Genomic DNA, 23,371 nt, shown 5'->3' on the forward strand with positions numbered 1-23,371 from the left:
CGCGTAGGAGACAAGCGATGCGCACGGCGTCGATCCTGGTCGCAATCGCGGCCGGCACGGCCTTGTCGATCTGCCAAATGATGGCCGCTCATGCGGCCAACGAGAGGCTGTTGGACCGACCGGCCGGCCCTCCGCCGCAACCCCTCAACATCAGGTTTGGCAATCCGACGCTTGGACCGATGGCCCACACCAAATTCTGCTTGCAATATCCCGACGAATGCCGCGCTCGCCTGCCGTTTCGTGGCGGTCCGGTTCACTTGACTGAAGAGCGATGGGCAGATCTGAAGGAGGTTAACGAGGCCGTGAACAAGGCCATCATCCCCGAGCCGAATGAGCTGGGCCTGGAGGGGGAAGTCTGGCTGATCGATCCCGACCGCGGCGACTGCAACGACTACGCCGTCAGCAAGCGCCACAAGCTACTCAGCCGGGGCTGGCCCCAGCGGGCGCTTCTGCTCAGTGAGGTCGTGAGCGTCTGGGGCAAGCACCATCTGGTTCTGGTCGTTCGAACGCGGAGCGGCGATCTGGTGCTGGACAATCTGACGACGCAGATCAGACCGTGGCTGCGCACGCCCTATCGCTGGATTCGAATCCAATCGCCGAGCGAACCGCGATACTGGAACATCGTCGCGCCGCGCATCGTCTAAAGCGCGATGAGATCAGGATAAATCGTCATCGCGCTTTAGCTCGATGTTTGCGCATGATCTTTTCGGAAAACCGCTGCGCACTTTTCCGGATCATGCTTTAAAGCGCGACGAGACTTGGATCAATCGATGCGCGCTCAGGACACCTCTCCCGTAGGGACAGTGAACTACGGACGGCCCGCCGAACCTAGTTCGTCATGCTCTACTGGGCGCATGACCCGCAAGAGCGTGGAGCGAGGCTATTGCTCCAGCATCATCTGGCCGTTGGCGTATTCGAATCGCTTGAGGCGGGAGAGGAAGGAGAGGCCGAGCAGGTTCTCCGACAGCGCCTCGTCCGGGAGCACCATGGCATCGACGTCGCGCACGACGAGGCCGCCCACATCAAGCATGGCGATGCTGGTGCGCGCGGCCTTGATGGTGCCGTTGGCGGTGGAGACCGTAGCGTTGTACTCGCTGCGCGTCGGGCGGAGGCCGAAGCGCGCGGCGGAGGTCTCGTTGAGCGCGACGACGGAAGCGCCGGTGTCGACCATGAAGCCGATGCGCTGGCCCTCGATGCGCCCCTCGGTCTGGAAATGACCGCGGCCGTCGCGCGGGATGTTGAGCGTGCGGCCGCCGGCCGGCGCCGCGGCCGCAAGAGCGACCGTCGTGCGCGGCGCGGAGGTCGCGGAGGCCATGCTCATCTTGTCCGCCATCTGCGCCATGAAGGTGCCGAGGCCGATCATGACGGCCGCGATGATCACAATGTTACGCATCACACCACTTCCGAGCCGGAAAGCCCGATTTCACCACGCCACACGCCCGCCCGCGAGCGAAGCCGCAGGCAGAACGGTGCCATTTTGGCGAAAAGGATGAGCGAACGGTTAATGCGGTGGTGGCTCGACGCTCTCCCGCAAACGCGGGACGAGGGAGAAGACACATCACGTCCCGCGCGGCTTCGCCCGCCTTGTCGGCGCGGCGCTGGCGGGATCGTCCGGCCAGGGATGGCGCGGGTAGCGGCCGCGCAGATCGGAGCGGACCGCGGCGTAGCTGCCGCGCCAGAAGCCGGGGAGATCGCGCGTCACCTGCACCGGGCGCTGCGCCGGCGACAGCAGCTCCAGCACCAGCGGCACCTTGCCCGCGGCAATCGAGGGATGGGTGTTGAGGCCGAACAACTCCTGCAGCCGCACCGCGATGGTCGGCCCCTGCTCCGCCTCATAGTCGATCGCGAGCACGCTGCCGGTCGGCGCCTCGAAATGCGTCGGCGCTTCGCGGTCGAGCCGCGCGCGCATCTCCCAGGGCAATAGCGCCATCAGCGCGTCGGAGAGATCGCCGGCCGAGATGTCCTTGAGCGCGATCTTGTCGTAGAGCGCCGGCATCAGCCAATCGTCGCGCCGCGCGATCAGTCCGTCGTCGGATAGGTCCGGCCAGCTCTCGCCTTCGGCCTTGCGCAGAAACATCACTCGGTCGCGCCATTGTTTTGCGGCCTTCGACCAGGGCAGCCGGTCGAGGCCGGCGGCGATCAGCCCGTCGGCAAGAATGCGCGCAGTGTCCTCCGAAGGCGACACGGCAAGCATGACCTCGGAGAGCGTGATCGCATGCAGCGCGCGCTTGCGTCGTGCACGCAGCGCCATCGCGCCGCGATCGAACGAGATCTCGTCGACGCTCTCGATGTGCTCGGCGAAATGCTGTTCGATCTCGGCCTGTGTGATCTGCGCGGCGAGCAGGATGCGGCCGCTCGCGGCCGTGCCGGTCATCTCGCCGATCGCGATATAGGGCGCGCGGGCGAGCGACGACGTTTGCTCCACCGCAGCGCCACGGCCATTGGCGAGCAGGAAACTGCCATTGCCGCGGTTGCGCGCGACACGGTCCGGGAAGGCATAGGCGAGCATCAGACCGGTGGAGAGATCAACCTGCTCGCGCGCCTTCTCCGACGCCGCCACCTGCGAGGCCCAGCGCCGCGCGAGATCGCGGGCGCTGGCGGCGCGCGGCGAGCGGTCGCGGCGGAACTGGTCGCGCCGGTGCTCGAGATCGACGCTGTCGCCGCCAAGCCCACGCTCGGTAATGATCGCCGCGATCTCGGCGGCGGCTTCACCGCTGCCTGCGCGATGCGAATCCACGATCATGCGTGCGAGCCGCGGCGGCAGCGCCAGCGCGCGCAGGCTCTTGCCCTCTGCAGTGATGCGGCCGTCGCGATCGAGCGCGTTGAGCTCTTGGAGCAGGCTCCTGGCCTCTTTCCAGGCCGGCTGCGGCGGCGGATCCAGGAATGACAGCGCGGCAGGGTCTGCGACGCCCCATTGCGCGAGGTCGAGCACCAGCGAGGACAGGTCGGCGCTGAGGATCTCCGGCTGGGTGTAGGGCGCGAGCGAAGCCGTCTGCGGCTCGTCCCAAAGCCGATAGCAGACGCCGGGCTCGGTACGGCCGGCGCGGCCGCGGCGTTGGTCCACCGCCGCGCGCGCGGCGCGCACGGTTTCGAGCCTGGTCAGGCCGATGTCCGGCTCGTAGCGGGGCACCCGGGCAAGGCCAGAATCGACCACGATGCGGACGCCTTCGATGGTGAGCGACGTCTCCGCGATGGAGGTCGCCAGCACGACCTTGCGCATGTCCTTCGGCGCTGGCGCAATGGCGCGATCCTGCACGGCGGCGTCGAGCGCGCCGAACAGCGGCACGATCTCGATGCTGGCGTCCTGCACGCGCTCGCTGAGGAAATTCTGGGTGCGACGAATTTCGGCAGCGCCCGGCAGGAAGGCCAGCACCGAGCCGCTGTCGGCGCGGAGCGCGGACGCAATCGCATCCGCCATCTGCCGCTCGATCGGCGCGTCGGCCTTGCGGCCGAGATAGCGCGTCTCGACCGGAAACGCCCGGCCTTCGCTCTCGACGACAGGTGCATCGCCGAGCAGCTTTGCGACCCGGGCGCCGTCGAGCGTCGCCGACATTACGAGGATGCGTAAATCTTCGCGCAAGCCGAGTTGTGCGTCCCGCGCCAAAGCGAGGCCCATGTCGGCGTCGAGCGAGCGCTCGTGGAATTCGTCGAACAGGATGGCGGCGACGCCTGAAAGTTCGGGATCGTGGAGGATTTGGCGGGTGAAGATGCCTTCTGTCACGACCTCAATGCGCGTGGCGCGCGAGATCTTCGAGCCGAAACGAACGCGGTAGCCGACGGTTTCGCCGGCGCGCTCGCCGAGCGACTTGGCCATGCGGTCGGCGCTGGCGCGCGCGGCGATGCGGCGCGGCTCCAGCACGATGATCTTCCTGTCTCTGGCCCAGGGTGCATCGAGCAACGCCAGCGGCACGCGCGTGGTCTTGCCGGCGCCGGGAGGGGCGACCAGCACGGCAGCGTTATGCGCCTCCAGCGTGCGCGAGAGGTCGTCGAGCACGGCGTCGATCGGGAGGGGAGTGTCGAAGCTGCGAGGCAAGAAATCATCCGCTCGTCATGTCCGGGCTTGCCCCGGGGCATCCACGTTCTTGGATTAGAAAACAGACGTGGAAGGCCGGGACAAGCCCGGCCATGACGGAATTATGCACTCTCGTGGAGCGTCAGCCCTGCACCGGCGGGCGCCCGACACTCTCGTAGGTGAAGCCTGCGGCTTCCATCTCTTCCGGGCGGTAGATGTTGCGGAGGTCGACGATGACGGGCTGGGCCATGGCGCTCTTCAGCCGGTCGAGATCGAGCGCGCGGAACTGGACCCATTCGGTGACGATGACGACGGCGTCGGCGCCTTGCGCGCAGGAATAGGCGTCCTCGCAATAGGTGATGCTGGGCAGCTCACCCTTCGCCTGCTCCATGCCGACCGGGTCGAAGGCCTTGACGGTCGCGCCCATGTCGATCAGGCCGGTGACCAGCGGGATCGACGGCGCATCGCGCATGTCGTCGGTGTCGGGCTTGAAGGTGAGGCCGAGCACCGCGATGGTCTTGCCGCGCAAGGAGCCGCCGAGCGCCTGGCTGACCTTCCGCGCCATCGCGCGCTTGCGGTTCTCGTTGACCGCCAGCACGGATTCGACGATGCGCAGCTGCACGTCGTGGTCCTGGGCGATCTTGATCAGCGCCTTGGTGTCCTTGGGAAAGCACGAGCCGCCGAAGCCGGGACCGGCATGCAGGAACTTGGTGCCGATGCGGTTGTCCAGGCCAATGCCGCGGGCGACCTCCTGGACGTTGGCGCCGGCCTTCTCCGAGAGATCGGCGATCTCGTTGATGAAGGTGATCTTGGTCGCGAGGAACGCGTTGGCGGCGTATTTGATCATCTCCGCGGTGCGGCGCGCGGTGAACATCAGCGGTGCCTGGTTCAGCGACAGCGGACGATAGAGGTCGCCCATCACCTTGCGGCCGCGCTCGTCGGAGGTGCCGACCACGATGCGGTCGGGGAACTTGAAGTCGCGAATCGCCGCGCCCTCGCGCAGGAACTCGGGGTTGGAGGCGACGACGACGTCGGCGTTAGGATTGGCCTCGCGGATGATGCGCTCGACCTCGTCGCCGGTGCCGACCGGCACGGTCGACTTGGTCACCACCACGGTGAAGCCGGACAGCGCCTGCGCGATCTCCCTCGCGGCGGCGTAGACATAGGACAGATCGGCGTGGCCGTCGCCGCGGCGCGAGGGCGTGCCGACCGCGATGAACACGGCGTCGGCCTCGGCAACCGGCTTCGACAGATCGGTGGTGAAGTCCAGCCGCTTGGCCTTGACGTTGCTGGCAACCAGCTCATCCAGACCGGGCTCGTAGATCGGGATCTCGCCGCGATGAAGGCTGGCGATCTTCTTCTCGTCCTTGTCGACGCACGTGACCTCGTGACCGAAATCCGCAAAGCAGGCCCCGGACACCAGTCCCACATAACCCGTGCCGATCATCGCGATTCGCATGAAAAACCCTGTTCTGGCTGGTTAACAAAACCCCAACTCGGGGCGGTTTAGCACTTTCCGATGGGGAGGGAACAGCCCGCATGCAAAAACCGGCACGCAGCTTGAACCGGTAAAGAAGTCGGAAACCCACTGGGATCCAAACTGCCCCACGCCCATACGGAGCTGGGCGGAACACGCCTCGAAACGGGACATCATGGCATCATCAGGCACAATCGCAGCAAGCAGGAGCCCGAAGGCCCCGAGGGCCGGGCGTGTCGACTGGGTCGATTACGCCAAAGGCATCTGCATCATCATGGTCGTGATGATGCATTCGGTGCTGGGGGTGGAGCTCGCCGCCGGCAAGACCGGTTTCATACATGTCCTGGTGGCCTTTGCAAAGCCGTTCCGGATGCCCGATTTCTTCCTGATCTCGGGCCTGTTCCTGCCACTGGTGATCGATCGCGACTGGCGAACCTATCTCGACCGCAAGGTGGTGCATTTCGCCTATTTCTATGTCGTCTGGGTGACAATCCAGTTCGGCTTCAAGGCGCCCGCCTTCGCCGCGGAATCGAGCTGGCGTGACGCGGGCCTGTTGTATCTGGAATCCTTCATCGAGCCGTTCGGCACGCTGTGGTTCATCTATCTGCTGCCGGTGTTCTTCGTCGTCACAAAACTGACACGGCGAATCCCTCCGCTTGCGATCTGGATCATTGCCGCCGCGCTGGAGACGGCGCGCATCGCGACCGGCTGGACCGCGATCGACGAATTCTGCGCGCGCTTCGTCTACTTCTATTCGGGCTATCTGTTCGCGCCTTACGTGTTCGCGCTGTCGGACCGCGCGCGAAAACATCCCGCGCTGGCACTCGCCGGGCTCGCGACCTGGGCGCTGGTCAATGCCGGCCTCGTCGCTATTGGCGCGAGCGAGTGGAAGATCGTCTCGCTCGGGCTCGGTTTTGCCGGCGCGTGCGCGATCATCACGATGGGCACACTGCTGGCGCGCGCGCATTGGCTCAATTTCTTCCGCTTCTGCGGCGAGCATTCGATCGTGATCTATCTCGCCTTTTTCCTACCGATGGCGGCGACCCGCACGCTGCTTTTGCGCACTGGCATCATTGCCGACATCGGCACGGTGTCGCTGATCGTGACCATCGTCGGCGTGATTGGATCGCTGGCGATCTGGCGGGCCGCGCTGCGCATGGGCGCCCACTTCCTGTTCGAGCGGCCGGATGCGTTCTGGATCGCGCCGAAGAAGGCGGGGCCGGTGCCGCAGGCGGCGGAGTAGCTGCGCTCACGGTGTCGTGGCCCGGCTTGACCGGGCGACCCAGTACGCCGAGACGTCAGTGATGGAGCCGAGAGGCCGCGGCGTACTGGATTCCCCGCTTTCGCGGGGAATGACAGCGGGGGATAGTCGCGCGACCAGCCCAAAATTCGCGCTTCCGAGGCTGTCAAAACCCGCAAAAATTCATACATTGCGGCCATGCCCAAAACATCCCCGAAAACCACCGCCAAAGCTGACACCAAGGCTGCGCGCAAGACTACGGAAGCCGAGGCTACCGAAGCCAAGACTACGGAAGCCAAAGAGGCCGCCGGCAACAAGCCCGCTGCTGCCAAGGCTGCTGCCAAACCGGTTGCGGCGAAGGCGGTTGGGAAGGGCGACCACGTGTTCCTGGTCGACGGTTCCTCCTACATCTTCCGCGCTTATCACGCGCTGCCGCCGCTGAACCGCAAGTCGGACGGCTTGCAGGTCAATGCCGTGCTCGGCTTCTGCAACATGCTGTGGAAGCTCTTGCGCGACATGCCCGAGGACAACCGGCCGACGCATCTGGCGATCGTGTTCGACAAGTCGGAAATCACCTTCCGCAACAAGATCTATCCCGACTACAAGGCGCACCGGCCGCCGGCGCCTGACGACCTGATCCCGCAATTCGCGCTGATCCGCGAGGCCGTGCGCGCCTTCGACCTGCCCTGCCTGGAGCAGGTCGGCTTCGAGGCCGACGATCTGATTGCGACCTATGTGCGGCAGGCCTGCGAGCGCGGCGCGAGCGCAACCATCGTCTCCTCCGACAAGGACCTGATGCAGCTCGTCACCGACTGCGTCACCATGTACGACACCATGAAGGACCGCCGCATCGGCATCCCCGAGGTGATCGAGAAGTTCGGCGTGCCGCCGGAGAAGGTGGTCGAGGTGCAGGCGCTGGCCGGCGATTCCACAGACAACGTGCCTGGAGTCCCCGGCATCGGCATCAAGACCGCCGCGCAGCTGATCGTCGAATATGGCGATCTCGACCAGCTTCTGTTCCGCGCCGGCGAGATCAAGCAGCCGAAGCGGCGCGAGGCGCTGCTCGAGAATGCCGAGAAGGCGCGGATTTCGCGCAAGCTCGTGCTGCTCGACGACAAGGTCGATCTGGACGTGCCGCTCGACGATCTCGCTGTCCACGAGCCCGACGCGCGCAAGCTGATCGCCTTCCTGAAGGCGATGGAATTTTCCACGCTGACGCGCCGCGTCGCCGACTATTCGCAGATCGATCCCGCCAGTGTCGACGCCGATCCCGGCTATGCGAGCGGCGCCAGCGTGTTCTCGCCGCTGCCGCCTTCGGACGTCGTGCCCGCGCCGGGGTCTGGCGCGGCGCCGCAGGCCCGGCCGAACGAGCCCAACAAATCGGCGAGCAAGGAGGACAAGGCCGCGAGCCCGAAGGGCGGGCCGATCTCGCTCGCCGCGGCGCGCGAAGAGGCGCTACGCAAGCTTCCGGTCGAGCGGGCCAGGTATCAGGCGATCAAGTCGCTGAAGGAGCTCAATGCCTTCGTTGCGCGCATCCATGATACCGGCCATGTCGCGATCGAGATCAAGGCGAACTCCATCGACCCGATGCAGGCCGACTTCTGCGGGATCGCGCTGGCCCTGGCGCCGAACGAAGCCTGCTACTTGCCGCTGGCGCACAAACAGGCCGGCGGCGGCGCCGGCCTGTTCGACGCGGGGCTTGCGCCCGACCAGGTCGGGCATGACGACGCCATCGAGGCGCTGCGGCCGGTGCTGGAATCACCGGGCATCCTCAAGATCGGCTTCGACGCCAAGTTCGCCGCCGTGATGCTGGCGCAGCATGGCATCACTCTGCGCAACATCGACGATGCGCTCCTGATCTCCTACGTGCTCGACGCCGGGCGTGGCTCGCATGCGCTGGAATCGCTGTCCGAGCGCTGGTTCGGCCACGCCATGCTGAAGGAAAGCGAGCTGCTCGGCAGCGGCAAGGGCAAGATCACCTTCGACCAGGTGCCGATCGACAAAGCCGCGCCGCTGTCGGCGGAACGCGCCGACTTGGCGCTGCGCGTGTGGCGCGTGCTGAAGCCGCGCCTCGTCGCCGAGCACATGACCGCCGTCTACGAGACGCTGGAACGGCCGCTGGTCCCGGTGCTCGCGCGCATGGAGCGGCGCGGCATCTCGATCGACCGCCAGGTGCTCTCACGCCTGTCGGGCGAGTTCGCCCAGACCGCCGCGCGCGTCGAGGCCGAGATCCAGAAGATCGCGGGCGAGCCGGTCAATGTCGGCAGCCCCAAACAGATCGGCGACATCTTGTTCGGCAAGATGGGATTGCCAGGCGGCAGCAAGACCAAGACCGGCGCGTGGTCGACCACGGCGCAGGTGCTCGACGATCTCGCCGAGCAGGGCTACGACTTCCCGAAAAAGATATTGGAGTGGCGCCAGGTCTCGAAGCTGAAATCGACCTATACCGACGCGCTGCCGACCTACGTCCATCCGCAGACCCATCGCGTGCACACGACTTACGCGCTGGCCGCGACCACGACGGGCCGGCTGTCGTCGAACGAGCCGAACCTGCAGAACATTCCGGTGCGCACCGAGGACGGGCGAAAGATCCGCCGCGCCTTCATCGCAACGCCGGGGCACAAGCTCGTCTCCGCCGACTATTCGCAGATCGAGCTGCGGCTGCTCGCCGAAATCGCCGATATTCCCGTGCTGAAGCAGGCGTTTCGCGACGGGCTCGACATTCACGCCATGACGGCATCGGAGATGTTCGGCGTGCCGATCGAGGGCATGCCGAGCGAGATCCGCCGCCGCGCCAAGGCGATCAATTTCGGCATCATCTACGGCATCTCGGCGTTCGGTCTCGCCAACCAGCTTGGCATCGCCCGCGAGGAAGCCTCGGCCTACATCAAGAAATATTTCGAGCGCTTCCCCGGCATCCGCGCCTATATGGACGAGACCAAGGAGTTCTGCCGGCAGCACGGCTACGTCACCACGCTGTTCGGCCGCAAGTGCCACTACCCCGACATCAAGGCCTCGAACGCTTCGGTGCGCGCCTTCAACGAGCGCGCTGCGATCAACGCGCGTCTCCAGGGCACCGCGGCCGACATCATACGCCGCGCCATGACGCGGGTTGAAGATGCGCTGGCCCAGAAGAAGCTCTCGGCGCAGATGCTGCTCCAGGTGCATGACGAGCTGATCTTCGAGGTGCCGGATGCCGAGGTCGAGGCGACGCTGCCGGTCGTGCAGCACGTGATGCAGGACGCGCCGTTCCCGGCCGTGCTGCTGTCGGTGCCGCTGCATGTCGATGCGCGCGCGGCAAACAATTGGGATGAAGCGCATTGATCTCTCCTCACCTCTCCCCGTGAGAGCGGGGCGAGGGAGCGCACCGCGCGCGTAGCGCGAAACTCAATTGTCCTCCGTGCAATTGCGCGGTGGCCCCGCGCGCCCGCTCATATTAGAACCGTGCCATCACCCGCACCGGTTCACCATGCCCCACGCCTCCGCTCTGCTCAGCTTCGCGCTCGTCTGCCTTGGTCTCGTGCTCACGCCTGGGCCGAACATGATCTATCTGATCTCGCGCTCGATCACGCAGGGGCCGGCCGCAGGCATCGTCTCGCTCGGCGGGGTGGCGCTGGGCTTCGTGTTCTACATGCTGTGCGCGGCGTTCGGCATCACGGCGCTCTTGCTCGCGATCCCCTTTGCCTATGACGCGCTCCGCTTTGCCGGTGCCGGTTACCTGCTCTGGCTCGCCTGGCAGGCGGTGAAGCCGGGCGGGCGCTCGCCGTTCCAGGTGAAGACGCTTGCCATCGACAGCCCGCGCAAACTGTTCGCGATGGGCTTCGTCACCAACCTGCTCAACCCGAAGATCGCGATGCTGTATCTGGCGCTGCTGCCGCAGTTCATCGACCCGATGGCCGGCAGCGTGCTGACGCAGTCGGTGGTGCTGGGCGCGATCCAGATCGCGATCAGCGTCAGCGTCAATGCGATGATCGCGCTCGCGGCGGGTTCGATCGCGCTATTCCTGGCGAGCCGGCCGAGCTGGCTGCTGATGCAGCGCTGGCTGATGGGCACCGTGCTGGCCGGACTTGCCGTGCGCATGGCGGTGGAAGCGAAGAAGGTGTGAGACCTGTTAACCTCTCCCCGCTTGCGGGAGAGGTCGAATTCGATCGAGATCGAATTCGGGTGAGGGGTACAGGTCTCGCCACCATCTCGCGTAGGGAAAGCGGCCCCGAACCCCAACCCTTTCAGCGCGAGCGAAGCTCGTCGTGGCCCCGTAAGAACGGGGAGAGGGAGAAAATCCACCCTCAATCCAGCTTCGCCTCCATCCCCCGCTTCACGGCAGGGCGCGCCATCAGCGCGTCGTACCAGCGCTTGACGTTGGGGAAATCGGCCAGCTCAACCTTGTGGCGAGGATGGCGCCAGGCCCAGCCCAGGATGGCGAAATCGGCAACGGAGAGGTCGCCGGCGACGAAGTCGCGGCCATCGAGCCGGCGGTCGAGCACGCCATAGAGCCGGCGGGTCTCGGCCATGTAGCGCTTGAGGCCATACGCGCGGTCCTGCTCGTTCTCGAGCGCGATGAAGTGATGCACCTGGCCGGGCATCGGGCCGAAGCCGCCCATCTGCCACATCAGCCATTCATAGACGGGGATGCGCGCACCAAGCGATTTCGGCAGGAATTTGCCGGTCTTTTCGCCGAGATAGAGCAGGATCGCGCCGGACTCGAAGATGCTGACCGGCTTGCCGTCGGGGCCCTCGGGGTCGAGGATCGCGGGGATCTTGTTGTTGGGCGACAGCTTCAGGAAGCTGGGCGCCATCTGCTCGCCCTTGGTGATGTTCACCGGGACCACCTTGTAGGGCAGCCCCATTTCCTCCAGCGCGACCGAGATCTTGCGGCCGTTCGGCGTGTTCCAGGTGTGCAGCTCGATCGTCATGCCCAATGTCCTTGCCTCGTTCCCTTCCCCGAAATGTTCGGCATCCAACTACCTCGGCGCTGGCATCCCCACAACCGGCGGGCCGGGATGGCCGATCCCTGTTGACGGGGGATGCCCCCTCTGGAATGTCGCGGCCGTCGCGGATAAATTCCGCCTCCTCCAAAAACGCTGTTTGAGGGACCGCCGTGTCGAAATCCGCCTCCCGCGCCCGCCTGTTCGAAATCATCCGCCGGCGCTCCTTCGGCCGCGGCGAGGTGACGCTCGCGTCGGGCCGCAAGAGCGATTTCTACTTCAACCTCAAGCCGACCATGCTCGACCCCGAGGGCGCGACGCTGCTCGCCGAGCTCACCTATGAGGCGCTCAAGGACGACCAGCTCGATTTCATCGGCGGGCTCGAGATGGGCGCGGTGCCGCTCGCCGGCGCGCTGGCGCAGATCTCCTGGATCAAGGGCCATCCGATCGCGGCGTTCTTCGTGCGCAAGAAGCCGAAGGAGCACGGCGCAAGACTCGCGATCGAGGGCCTACCCAAGGGCGAGACGCTCGCCGGCAAGCGGGTCGTGATCGTCGAGGACGTCACCACGACCGGCGGCTCGGCGATGAAGGCGGTGGAATCCGTGCGCGAGACCGGCGCCGAAGTCGTGCTGGTGCTGACCATGGTCGACCGTGAGGAAGGCGCCACCGACACGTTCGGCGCAGCCGGCCTACCGTTCCGCTCGCTGTACAAGGCGTCGGAATTTTTGAAGGCGTAAGGCAGCACAACTTTGTCAGCCGTCATGCCCGGGCGTGTCCCGGAAGCAACGGTCGGTCGGAAGCTGTGCCTGGCCTTAAAGAGGCCACCGCCTCGTCTTGAAACCGCCTCCGCTCAACTGCTCATTTACCATCGCGCACTATGGTGAATCATGTGCTGAGATCTCACAAGATCTCGGCCTGTTCAGTAGCGTCGGGTGGAGTGAGCATTGCGTACACACTTGTCCCATGCGCGGCGACAGCGTCGCGCAATGCTTGTAGCCAGCCTCCTTGCGGCTCCAATGCTCGCGGCCCCCGCCCCGGTTTCGGCCGAAGGCCTGTTCGACTTTTTCTTCGGCGGCCTGCAGCAGCAGCGGCCGCAGCGCGAGGTGCCGCAGCAAGGGAACTCCTACGCCGATCCCTTCACCGGCCAGCAGAACGCCGCAACCTCGCAATATGTGCCGCCGACACGCGCGGCCGCGGCCGGCGGCTCCGGCCCGGCGTTCTGCGTGCGCAGCTGCGACGGCAAATATTTTCCGCTGATGCGCGGCCTCGCCTCGCCCGCGCAGATGTGTCAGGCGTTCTGTCCCGCCAGCGCGACCAAGGTGTATTTCGGCTCGTCCATTGACGGGGCCTATTCGCAAACCGGCGAGCGCTACGCCGACAGCGAGAACGCGTTCGCCTACCGCAAGGCGCTGCGGTCGGACTGCACCTGCAACGGCCGCGAACCGGTCGGCCTCGCGCCGGTCGATCTGGCGCTGGACTCCTCGCTGAAAGCCGGCGACGTGATCGCCACCAGTGACGGTCTCGTCGCCTATACCGGCATCCGCGTCGGCAACGACCAGGCCGCGGACTTCACGCCAGTTGCCTCCTATCCCGGTCTCACCGCGCAGGTCCGCGCCCGCCTCGGCGAGATGAAGGTGGCGCCGGTGCGCGCCGAAACGGTGTCGGCGGATGCGCCGGCTCCGGCCGAGATCGTGCGCGAGGCGCTGCCCGACGTGACGGTGCCGAAGACGCCAAAGTCGGCGAAGCGGGCGGGGTTGGATTAAGCCCGACTGCATCCAATTCGTCATTGCGAGCGCAGCGAAGCAATCCAGAAATGTACCCGCGGAGGCATTCTGGATTGCTTCGTCGCTTCGCTCCTCGCAATGACGGAGGTTGCAGCACTACCTCCCGATGATCACCCCGATCACGTTCGGCGCGGCCAGGTATTTCTCCTCGATCGCCGCGCGCGCGGCGGCGCGGTTCTCGGCCGTCAGCAGGCCGCGCTTCTCGGCCAGAATCATCCAGCAGAAGCCCCACCAGTCGGTCAGCATGCCCTGATCGTCGACGAGGTCGTAACCCTGCTCGGCTGCGAAGATGCGTGCATGCGCTTCGTCCAGCGTATCGAGGAACAGATGGTCCTCGGGCGAAAACAGATCGTCGCTGATGTCGTCGATCGTGTAGCCCCAGATCGACTGGCACACGGCGTTGAATTCGCGGTCGAACTGGTCGTCGTCGACGGCAAAGCGCCGCGCTGTCTGATGCAGCCGCGACAGCGAGCGCGCGAAGTCGGCGATGCGGGTGAGAGCAAACTGATCGAAGGCAATGTTGGACATGTAGTCCTCGCAGAGTCTGACAGACGCTAGATATTGTGTCGGCAGCGCGCCGAATCACAATGATATATCAAAGACTTGCCAAAATGTTCTTAATTTGTTCCAGTGCCACCTAAATGCTGTGTGTGGTCGCCCGAAATGCAGGTGCTCAAATCGCCCTCTGCGGATAGCCGGAATCGAAAGGGGCCGCCTTGCGACAGCCCCTTGCCGGTTGCAATTCTTGTTCGGGATGCGAAATTCCAGCCCCGGCGGCAGCCAAGTTAGAGCTCGCAAACGACTTCGGCGACTCCGGATAAATACCGAACGTAGCGCTGTCCCAATTTCGGTTGGCAAACCCCGGGAACTCAATGACAGCGCGAGGCCGCGATCGCATGGACGCGGCGATCGCCGAGCAGATGGGCGACGAAACCGCTCTTTGGAAAAATCTTTGCGAACGCCGCATCGCGGATGCTGAGGCCGCCGGCATAGGCGCCGAAGGCCGGCATCACGGCGCGCATTCCGTCGCTGGCGAAGCAGCGGCGCTCCATCGAACGGCCGCGTGCGGAGACGCGGGCCTTCGGATGCAGATGGCCGGCGATCTCGCCATCCGCGCCGGTCGGCTCGTGGCGGAACGTGATCGGGCCGATCGCGACTTCGTCGGCGATGGTGCCGCCGAGATCGCGCGGCAACATGGGATCGTGATTGCCCGAGATCCAGATCCAGTCGCGGCCGGTCTGGAGCGTGGCGACGGCATCGCGATCGTCAGGCGACAGCCGCTCATGCGCGGTGCGGTCGTGAAAGCTGTCGCCGAGCGCGATGACGGTGCGCGGGTTATGGCGGGAGATGACAGCAGCGAGACGGCTCAGCGTGGCCAGCGTGTCGTAAGGCGGCAGCAGCACGCCGCGCGTGGCGAAGCTGGAGCCTTTTTCCAGATGCAGATCGGAGACGACGAGCAGGCGCTGCTCGTCCCAGAACAGCGCGCCGGAGAGATCGGTGTGGAGCGAGACGCCGGCAACATCCACGTGCCGTGTGTTCGTCACCGAAAATGCGACTTGCTCCGTCATGACCGGGCATAAACGTTCGAAGAACGGCGTCGCTTCCGCTCGCCTACGCCCGGCCATCCACGCTCTTGCCGCAACAAGAAAGACGTGGATGCCCGGGTCAAGCCCGGGCATGACGATGTGGATGGGGTTGCGCGCCTCACTGGCAGAAATTCTCTACGACATCGCCTCTTTGACGAGTTCGTCGGCGGCTTCCGCCAAAAGCTCGTCTGCAGCTTCGCCATAAACTGACTCGCGGCCGATTTCCAGCATCACGGGGACGGCGAGTGGGGAGACGTGGTCGAGTTCCCGGTGGGTGATGCGGCCCTGGATGCGGGCGAGCATGTCGCCGAGGCGGCGCAGGTCGAGCAGGCCCGTGGCGGCATCGGCGCGGGCGGCGCGCAGCAGGACGTGGTCGGCTTGGTGTTTCCGCAAGACGTCGTAGACCAGATCGGTCGAGAACAGCACCTGGCGGCGGCTCTTCTCTTCGCCGGTGTGGCGGCGCGCGATCAGGCCGGAGATGATCGCGCAGTTGCGGAACGTGCGTTTCATCAGCGCGGATTCGGCGAGCCAGGCCTCGAGGTCATCGCCGAGCATATCGGGGGCGAACAGCGCGTTGAGGTTGACCCGGCCGTCGCGAATCATGAAGGAGAGATCGCCAAGCCCCCAGATCGCCACCGCATATTCATTGGCGACGAATCCGAGCGGCCGGGCGCGGGCGCGCTCGAGCCGTCGCGTCAGCAGCATGCCGAGGGTCTGATGCGCGAGCCGACCCTCGAAGGGATAGCAGACGATGTAATGCTTGTTGGCGCGCGGAAAGCTCTCGACCAGGAGCTCGCGCACCGCGGGCACGCGCGAAACATCCTTCTGCAGCGACAGCCAGTCGCGCACCTGCTCCGGCAAGCCTTTCCATGCGCGCCCGTCGTCGAGCAGGCGGCGAACGCGTTCGGCAAGATAGGTCGAGAGCGGGAACTTGCCACCCATATAGGACGGCACTTTCGGATCCTTGTCATGCGCGCGCGAGACATAGACCTGATCCTCAACCAGGGTCTCGTAGCGCACCACCTCGCCGCTGAACACGAAGGTGTCGCCGGGGCTGAGGCCCTCGATGAAGGCCTCCTCGATCTCGCCGAGCAGCCGGCCGCCGCGCGCGATCACGCCGGTCGATCCGCCTGCTTTTCCCTGGCTGCCGCCGCGGGAGCGCACCAGGCGCACTTTCAGCATATCGTCCTCGACGATGGTGCCGACATTCATCCGATAGCTCTGCCGCACTTTCGGGTTAGCAACGCGCCAGCGGCCCTCCTTGTCCTGCTTGATACGGGCGAAGCGCTCATAGGTCTTCAGCGCGTAGCCGCCGGAGGCGACGAAATCGACGACATCGTCGAAATCCTGCCGCGACAGGTTTGCGTAGGGCGCCGCGGTCCGGACCTCGCCATAGAGCTCGTCACTGAAAAACGGTTCGCCACAAGCGCAGCCGAGCACGTGCTGAGCCAGCACGTCGAGCGCGCCGGTGCGCAAGGGCGGCGTGTCCTGCGCATTCTCCGCGATGGCGTCGATGGCGACGCGGCACTCCAACACCTCGAACCGGTTGGCCGGCACCAGCACGGCGCGCGAGGCTTCATCGAGGCGATGGTTGGCGCGGCCGATGCGCTGCATCAAGCGCGACGATCCCTTGGGTGCGCCGATGTTGACGACGAGATCGACGTCGCCCCAGTCGACGCCGAGGTCGAGCGAGGAGGTGCAGACCACGCCGCGCAGGCGCCCTGCCGACATCGCGTCCTCGACCTTGCGGCGCTGCGCAACGTCGAGCGAGCCGTGATGCAGCGCGATCGCAAGGCCGTCGTCATTCATGCTCCAGAGATTCTGGAACAGCATCTCGGCCTGGCTGCGGGTGTTGACGAAGACCAGCGTGGTCTTGTTCGCCTTGATCAGCTCGTAGATTTCCGGAAGCGCGTGGCGCGCGCTGTGGCCGGCCCAGGGCAGGCGCTCGCGCGTATCCAGCATCTCGACCTCCGGCGGAGCGGCGCCGCCAGCGACGACGATGTCGGCGGCGACCTTCCCGCCTTCGGGCTGCGGCACCAGGAAGCGCGCGAGCTGATCCGGCTCCGCCACCGTCGCCGAAAGGCCGATCGCGCGCATCTGCGGCGCAAGCCGCCACAGCCGCGCGAGCCCGAGCGAGAGCAGATCGCCGCGTTTCGACGTCACCAGCGCGTGCAGCTCGTCGAGCACGATGCGCTTGAGCGAGGAGAACAGGAACGGCGCATCGTCAGAGGAGAGCAGCAGCGCTAGCTGCTCGGGTGTCGTGAGCAGGACGTCCGGCGGATAGCGCCGCTGGCGCTGGCGCCGCGACACCGGCGTGTCGCCGGTGCGGGTCTCGACCTTGATCGGGAGGCCCATCTCGGCGATGGGGCGCTCGAGGTTGCGGGCGATGTCGACGGCGAGCGCCTTGAGCGGCGAGATGTAGAGCGTGTGAAGGCCGCTACTGCGCTGCACGGTGCGACCGGTAGAGACGACGGCTTTCGTCGGCGCCGCGAGGGCGGCACTCAGCTCCACCAGCGTCGGCAGGAATCCCGCCAGCGTCTTGCCGGCGCCGGTCGGCGCGATCAAGAGCGCGGAACGGTCCTCGCGCGCCTTCTCTAGCAGTGCGAGCTGATGCTCACGTGGTGACCAGCCCCGGGCCGCGAACCATTGCTGGAAGCGCTCGGGCAGCAGCGCGGAGGGCTCGGCCGGGGATTTGAGGATGCGGGGCGGCACGGCATCACAGGTAAGCCGTAGGGGTGAGTTCGTCGAGGGGGTGGGAGAGCGAGATGCATCTCCGGCGTCATGGCCGGGCTTATGCGGGCTTGTCCCGGCCATCCACGTTCTCACCCGCGGTGACAAAGACGTGGATGCCCGGGACAAGCCCGGGCATGACGAGTTTGTGAAGCCAGCGTGAGTCCAACTGCCTCCGTCCCTGCGGAGGCTCCCGCTCACCCTACCCTCTCCCGCAAGCGGGGAGAGGGGAAGAGAGAGCGGTGCGCCTTCCCTACTCCGACATCGGCTTGTCGGAGATGTCCCAATCCTTGCCGCTGAAGGTGGAGATGAACAGCGTCTTCATCGGCGTGTAGTCCTCGGGCGTGTAGCTGTAGGTGACGCCGTCGAGGAAGTAGGGCGAGTGGAAGCCCGCGAGTGTGGAGGCCTGCTTCAGCACGTTGGCGCGGGTGAGATCGTCGCCGCAGCGGCGCAGGATCTCGCCCATGGTCACGGCCTGGCCGTAGCCGGCAAAGGCGATGGTGTTGTCGGGATCGATGGTCGGCATGTACTTTTTGCGCAGCTCCTCGAACGCCATCACGTCGGGGTCCTTCTCCCATTTGGGCAGGCCGACCTCTTTGTTGTAGCGGATGGCGACGATGCCGGTGGCGTTCTCAAGGCCCGCAGCGTTGAGGATAGAGCGGCCGGTCGAGCCGGCCGACAGCAGCTGCAACGGCTTCCAGCCGAGCTCGGCGACTTTGCGGATCGACTGCGAGGAGGCCTTCCCGGTGGAGATGTTGTAGAAGACGTCCGCGCCCGACTTCGAGAGATTGATCAGTTGGGAATCGACCGTCGGATCGGTGAGATCGTAGGTCTGCTCCATGATCACCTGCGCAGTGCCGCCGGCATCGGCCAGCACCTTCTTGAACGGCCCCAGGAAGTCGCGGCCGAAATCGTCGTTCTGGTAGAGGATGCCGACCTTGGCATTCGGCTTCACGCTGACCACGTGCCGCGCCAGTATGCGCGCCTCGGTCGGGTAGAGCGGCAGGCCGGCCATGGTCCATTTGAACTCTTTCGGATTGTTCCACTTCGACGCGCCGGTGTTGAGCAGCAGCTGCGGTACGCCCTTGGAGTTCAGATATTTGTGCACGGAGGTCTGCGGTGCGGTTCCGAGCGAGCCGTAAAGCGCCAGCACCTCCTCCTGCTCGACCAGGCGCCGCGTCGCCTCGACGCATTTCGGCGCGCTGTAGGCATCGTCCATGGTGAGGAACTTGATCTTGCGTCCGTTGATGCCGCCCTTCTCGTTCAGCATCTGGAAATAGGCTTCGCCGATGCGCCCGAGCACGCCGTAGAGCGAGCCGGGACCGGAATGCGGCACGGTCTGTCCGATCTTGATCTCGGTGTCGCTGGCACCCGCATCGTATTTCTTCTCCGCCGCCCGGACATACGGCGCGGGCAAGGTGGAGGCAGCGATGGTGGCGAGCGCGCCGGCGCTGAAATCGCGCCGCGATGGATTCCTGGTCATTGTTGGCTTCTCCCTGGTGCGTGCATTGTGCTGGGAAGGCAGCATCGCTCGCAAGTGGGAAGTCGTCGCTTTGCGACGCAATGACACTCAAATCATTCGAGTTGCAGCGCCTAGACTCAAGTTTTCTCGGCGACGACGACGAGGCCGCGCACCGGCTCGTTGTTCTCGTTGCGTGGCGAGGCCGGCTCCAGCGTCAGCAGCATGAGGCCGGCTTTCGCAATGGCGCCGCCGACATATTCCGCCGAGTGGGCATAGCGCAGACCTTCGCCGAGCACGATGCCGCTCCCGTCGTGCGTCTCCAGCGTGAAGGCGAGCACGCCGCCGGGTACGAGCACGCGCTTGGCCTCAGTCAGCACGGGCGCGAGATCGGAGAGATAGACGAACGCGTCCGCGGCGACGACGAGATTCGCGCTGGCATCAGGCTTGGTGCGCAGGCCTTCGATCATGTCGGCGACCTCGAGCTCGGCATAGAGCCCGGTGGCGCGCGCCTCCTTGATCATGCCGGGCGAGAGATCAATGCCGATGAAATGGTCGACCTGCTTTGCGAAGGCAGCTGCCGCAAGTCCCGTGCCGCAGCCGAGATCGATGGTGCGCTTGAAGAAGGCCGGCTTCTTGGCGGCGACGCGCGCGGCCAGCACCGCCTTGAAGATCAGTGCAGGGGCGCGATAGCCGAGATCGTTGATCAGCGCGTGCTCGAAGCGAGGCGCATATTGATCGAACAGCGCCTGCACATAGGCCTTCGGCATCTGCGCCATTTCAGTATCGCCGAGCCGCATCAGATGCAGGCCGGCGCCATGCTGATCCTCCGGGTCGGAAGCGCGCGCTTTCCGAAACGCCGCGATCGCCTTGTCGCGCTCGCCGAGCTGCTGACGGATCTCGCCGAGCGTGAACCAGGCCGAGGTAAAATTCGGCGCAAGCTCGATCGCCTGCTCCAGCAGGTCGGCGGCGGCGGGCAGGTCGCCCTTGAGCTGGAGGTCGCGCGCGAACTCGAAACGGCGGTCGGCCATGAGATCGCCGGAGGTCAGGAACAGGCGGAGCGGCATGGGGAACTTGGCTCGTCATTGCCGGGCTTGTCCCGGCAATCCATCAAAAAAGCAACTCTTTAAGAGGATGGACGCGCCGGTCCCGCCTCCGCCAAATGGCTTCGGCGGGCTTTTACACCACCGGGCCGGCGAAGCCTAGCGGACACGGCAAGCCCGCGCATGACGGGTTAATATCGGGACACCGCTGCCTATATCACTTCCATGCGTCCTCAAGAGATCCTGCTGCCAGTTGCTGCCGGGCTGTGCTGCAAGCCCGGCGGCTTCCACATCGATCCTGTCCGTCCCGTGGAGCGGGCCGTCATCACGCACGGCCATTCGGACCACGCCCGTGCCGGCCATGGCGCCGTGCTGGCGACGCAGGAAACGCTGGATATGATGCGGCTGCGCTATGGCGAGAATTTTGCCGGCTCGATCCAAGTCATCCGCTATGGCGAGGAGATCCGGCTCGGCGACGTCCGGGTGAAGTTTCATCCGGCGGGGCATGTGCTGGGCTCGGCGCAGATCGCAGTGACCTGCAAGGACACCTGCATCGTCGCCTCCGGCGACTACAAGGACGCGCCCGACCCGACCTGCGCTTCGTTCGAGCTCGTGCCCTGCGATGTCTTCATCACGGAGGCGACTTTCGGCCTGCCGGTGTTCCGGCACGGCAATGCGGCCGATGAGGTGAAGAAGCTGCTGGCCTCGGTCGCACTGTTTCCGGAGCGTGCGCATCTCGTCGGCGCCTATTCGCTCGGCAAGGCGCAGCGCTTGATCGCGCTGCTGCGGCAGGCCGGCTTTGACGCGCCGATCTACCTGCATGGCGCGATGGAGAAGATCACCGAATACTATCAGAGCCGCGGCATCGAGCTGGGCGAGCTCAGGCCGGTGAAGGGCATGAAGAAGGCGGCGCTCGCCGGCACCATCACGCTGGCGCCGCCCTCGGCGACGTCAGATCTCTGGACGCGCCGCTTCCCCGATCCCGTCACCGCGTTCGCCTCGGGCTGGATGCGCGTGCGCGCCCGCGCGCGGCAGCGCGGCGTCGAGCTGCCGCTGGTGATTTCCGATCACGCCGATTGGGACGGCCTCACCGCGACCATTGCGGCGACCGGCGCGGGCGAAATTTGGGTCACGCACGGGCAGGAAGACGCGCTGGTGCATTGGTGCCAGTCGCAAGGCCTCCGCGCGCGGCCGCTCGATCTCGTCGGCTATGGCGACGAGGAGGAGACCGAGACGCCGCTCACTGACGAGGCCGAGGCATGAACCGCTTCGCCGAATTGCTGGACCGCCTCGCCTACGAGCCCGGCCGCAACAACAAGCTGCGGCTGATCACCAGCTATTTTCGCGAAGTCGGCGATCCCGACCGCGGCTATGCGCTGGCGGCACTGACCGGCGCGCTCAGCTTCAAGCACGCCAAGCCGGCGCTGATCCGCGATCTCATCGCAACGCGCACCGATGAGGTGTTGTTCGGGTTGAGCTACGACTATGTCGGCGATCTTTCGGAGACGGTGGCGCTGATGTGGCCGAAGGCATCGCTGGCCGCTCACAACAACCCGCCTTCGCCGACTCTCGCAGAGGTTGTCACCACGCTGCGCACGCTCGGCAAGACCGAGCTGCCAAAGCAGCTCGAGCGCTGGCTCGACGAGCTGGATGAAACCGGCCGCTGGGCGCTCTTGAAACTCGTCACCGGGGCGCTGCGCATCGGAATTTCCGCGCGGCTGGCGAAGACAGCCGCTGCAGCACTGGGCGACAAGGATCCGCATGAGGTCGAGCTGATCTGGCCGGGGCTCGCGCCGCCCTATCTCGACCTGTTTGCCTGGCTGGAAGGCCGCGCCGACAAGCCGGTCAATCGCGATCCCGCGCCGTTCCGCCCCGTGATGCTGGCACACGCGATCGAGGAGACGGATTTCACGACACTGGATCCCGCCGACTACATTGCCGAATGGAAATGGGACGGCATCCGCGTGCAGGCGGTGGCCGGCCGCGACGAGCGCGGCCACATCACCGCGCGGCTCTACTCGCGCACCGGCGAGGACATCACGGGGAGCTTTCCGGATCTCGTGCCGTCGCTGCGGCTGCCCGGCGCGATCGACGGCGAGCTATTGATCCTGCGCGAGGGCCGCGTCCAGAGTTTCAACGTCCTGCAGCAGCGGCTCAACCGCAAGGTCGTCTCGCCGAAGCTGATCAAGGAGTTTCCGATCCATCTTCGCGCCTATGATCTGCTCGGTGACGACGAGAACGATCTGCGCGAATTGCCGTTCGCAGAGCGGCGCGAACGGCTCGAGACATTCATCGCAAAGCTCCACGATCCCCGCATCGATCTCTCCCCCACCGTCCCCTTCGCAAGCTGGGAGGCGCTGACCGCCGCGCGTGCCGACCCGGCAAGCGCCGGCGCGGGCGAAGACGCGGACGCGGTCGAAGGCGTCATGCTGAAGCGGCGGGACGCGCCTTATCTGCCGGGCCGGCCGAAGGGACAATGGTGGAAGTGGAAGCGCGACCCGCACATCATCGACGCCGTGCTGATGTATGCGCAGCGCGGCCACGGCAAGCGGTCGTCGTATTACTCCGACTACACGTTTGGCGTCTGGACCGAAGGCGAGAGCGGCGACGAGCTGGTGCCGGTCGGCAAAGCCTATTTCGGTTTCACCGACGAGGAGCTCTTGCAGATCGATCGTTTCGTTCGCCGCAACACCACGGAAAAATTCGGCCCCGTCCGCCATGTCGTGCACGAGGCGGACAAGGGCCTGGTGCTGGAGGTCGCTTTCGAGGGCCTGCAGCGTTCGCCGCGGCACAAATCCGGCGTCGCGATGCGCTTTCCCCGCATCAGCCGCCTGCGCTGGGACAAGCCGCCGCGGGAGGCGGATAGGCTGGAGACACTGGAGAGGATGTTGAAGGCGGAGGCGGCGGAGATTGAGGTGTGAGCCGGGCGAGGCTTGAGGCTGGACGCAGCCGCGACGGCAGTACGCCCCTCTCCCGCTTGCTTGCGGGAGAAGTTAAGGAGCCCGCGGCCAGCGGCGTGCCACAACAGAAGCTCTGGCGCGCTTGCCCGAATTAAACTCCCGTAACCCGATTGACGCCCCTTCACGGGTTCCCCATGTCCCCCGCCGTGCCTTAT

General features: G+C 65.7%; 17 protein-coding genes. 8 read left to right on the forward strand and 9 right to left on the reverse strand.

The window, feature by feature from the left end:
• Positions 1 to 17 precede the first annotated feature (17 nt).
• Entirely contained in the window at positions 18 to 644 is a 627-nt protein-coding gene (locus tag AC5V87_RS37625) for a transglutaminase-like cysteine peptidase (RefSeq protein ID WP_495369479.1), read from the forward strand.
• A 236-nt stretch (positions 645 to 880) separates the two neighbouring features.
• Here the strand turns inward: AC5V87_RS37625 and AC5V87_RS37630 are convergent, their stop codons facing one another.
• The 3 genes from AC5V87_RS37630 to AC5V87_RS37640 all read right to left on the reverse strand — a co-directional run bounded on the left by AC5V87_RS37630 (position 881) and on the right by AC5V87_RS37640 (position 5,471).
• On the reverse strand, positions 881 to 1,393 hold the full coding sequence (locus tag AC5V87_RS37630) for a TIGR02281 family clan AA aspartic protease (RefSeq protein ID WP_495369480.1): 513 nt from the start codon (positions 1,391 to 1,393) through the stop codon (positions 881 to 883).
• A gap of 165 nt (positions 1,394 to 1,558) precedes the next feature.
• Positions 1,559 to 4,033, reverse strand: coding sequence for an ATP-dependent helicase HrpB (hrpB, locus tag AC5V87_RS37635; RefSeq protein WP_495369481.1), 2,475 nt, complete (start codon positions 4,031 to 4,033; stop codon positions 1,559 to 1,561).
• A 121-nt stretch (positions 4,034 to 4,154) separates the two neighbouring features.
• Complete coding sequence (locus tag AC5V87_RS37640) at positions 4,155 to 5,471, reverse strand: UDP-glucose dehydrogenase family protein (protein ID WP_495369482.1); 1,317 nt, start codon at positions 5,469 to 5,471, stop codon at positions 4,155 to 4,157.
• Positions 5,472 to 5,664: 193 nt separating this feature from the next.
• Here AC5V87_RS37640 and AC5V87_RS37645 point away from each other — a divergent pair, with 193 nt between their 5' ends.
• The 3 genes from AC5V87_RS37645 (at position 5,665) to AC5V87_RS37655 (ending at position 10,834) form a co-directional block, all read left to right on the forward strand.
• On the forward strand, positions 5,665 to 6,732 hold the full coding sequence (locus AC5V87_RS37645) for an acyltransferase family protein (RefSeq protein ID WP_495369483.1): 1,068 nt from the start codon (positions 5,665 to 5,667) through the stop codon (positions 6,730 to 6,732).
• A 195-nt stretch (positions 6,733 to 6,927) separates the two neighbouring features.
• Positions 6,928 to 10,053: a DNA polymerase I gene (gene polA, locus AC5V87_RS37650; RefSeq protein ID WP_495369484.1), complete on the forward strand. Its 3,126-nt coding sequence runs from the start codon at positions 6,928 to 6,930 to the stop codon at positions 10,051 to 10,053.
• A gap of 145 nt (positions 10,054 to 10,198) precedes the next feature.
• Positions 10,199 to 10,834, forward strand: a complete 636-nt coding sequence (locus AC5V87_RS37655; protein WP_456842115.1) for a LysE family translocator — start codon at positions 10,199 to 10,201, stop codon at positions 10,832 to 10,834.
• A gap of 181 nt (positions 10,835 to 11,015) precedes the next feature.
• Here the strand turns inward: AC5V87_RS37655 and AC5V87_RS37660 are convergent, their stop codons facing one another.
• Entirely contained in the window at positions 11,016 to 11,642 is a 627-nt protein-coding gene (locus AC5V87_RS37660) for a glutathione S-transferase family protein (protein WP_456842114.1), read from the reverse strand.
• Positions 11,643 to 11,827: 185 nt separating this feature from the next.
• Here AC5V87_RS37660 and pyrE point away from each other — a divergent pair, with 185 nt between their 5' ends.
• Both pyrE and AC5V87_RS37670 read left to right on the forward strand, forming a co-directional pair.
• Positions 11,828 to 12,391: an orotate phosphoribosyltransferase gene (gene pyrE, locus AC5V87_RS37665; protein WP_220014271.1), complete on the forward strand. Its 564-nt coding sequence runs from the start codon at positions 11,828 to 11,830 to the stop codon at positions 12,389 to 12,391.
• A 249-nt stretch (positions 12,392 to 12,640) separates the two neighbouring features.
• A complete protein-coding gene (locus AC5V87_RS37670; RefSeq protein ID WP_456842113.1) occupies positions 12,641 to 13,417 on the forward strand; it encodes a DUF2865 domain-containing protein in 777 nt (258 codons plus the stop codon).
• A gap of 117 nt (positions 13,418 to 13,534) precedes the next feature.
• Here AC5V87_RS37670 and AC5V87_RS37675 read toward each other — a convergent pair whose 3' ends face one another.
• The 5 genes from AC5V87_RS37675 to AC5V87_RS37695 form a co-directional block, all read right to left on the reverse strand.
• Positions 13,535 to 13,966: a hypothetical protein gene (locus AC5V87_RS37675; RefSeq protein WP_456842112.1), complete on the reverse strand. Its 432-nt coding sequence runs from the start codon at positions 13,964 to 13,966 to the stop codon at positions 13,535 to 13,537.
• A gap of 341 nt (positions 13,967 to 14,307) precedes the next feature.
• The gene (gene pdeM, locus AC5V87_RS37680; protein ID WP_495369485.1) at positions 14,308 to 15,006 is read right to left on the reverse strand and encodes a ligase-associated DNA damage response endonuclease PdeM; all 699 of its coding nucleotides are present in this window, start codon (positions 15,004 to 15,006) and stop codon (positions 14,308 to 14,310) included.
• A 153-nt stretch (positions 15,007 to 15,159) separates the two neighbouring features.
• Positions 15,160 to 17,736: a ligase-associated DNA damage response DEXH box helicase gene (locus tag AC5V87_RS37685; protein WP_456842111.1), complete on the reverse strand. Its 2,577-nt coding sequence runs from the start codon at positions 17,734 to 17,736 to the stop codon at positions 15,160 to 15,162.
• Positions 17,737 to 18,007: 271 nt separating this feature from the next.
• Positions 18,008 to 19,237: an ABC transporter substrate-binding protein gene (locus AC5V87_RS37690; protein ID WP_456842110.1), complete on the reverse strand. Its 1,230-nt coding sequence runs from the start codon at positions 19,235 to 19,237 to the stop codon at positions 18,008 to 18,010.
• 116 nt (positions 19,238 to 19,353) lie between these two features.
• Entirely contained in the window at positions 19,354 to 20,280 is a 927-nt protein-coding gene (locus AC5V87_RS37695; RefSeq protein ID WP_456842109.1) for a class I SAM-dependent DNA methyltransferase, read from the reverse strand.
• 201 nt (positions 20,281 to 20,481) lie between these two features.
• On the opposite strand from AC5V87_RS37695, the gene AC5V87_RS37700 reads away from it, so the two are divergent.
• On the forward strand, positions 20,482 to 21,519 hold the full coding sequence (locus AC5V87_RS37700; protein WP_495369486.1) for a ligase-associated DNA damage response exonuclease: 1,038 nt from the start codon (positions 20,482 to 20,484) through the stop codon (positions 21,517 to 21,519).
• Positions 21,516 to 23,177 carry an ATP-dependent DNA ligase gene (locus AC5V87_RS37705; RefSeq protein WP_456842107.1) on the forward strand — a complete coding sequence of 554 codons (1,662 nt, stop codon included), beginning with the start codon at positions 21,516 to 21,518 and terminating at the stop codon, positions 23,175 to 23,177. Before AC5V87_RS37700 ends, AC5V87_RS37705 begins: the two co-directional genes overlap by 4 nt.
• The last annotated feature ends 194 nt before the right edge of the window (positions 23,178 to 23,371 follow it).

This window comes from Bradyrhizobium sp. SOJA106 (assembly GCF_059448745.1).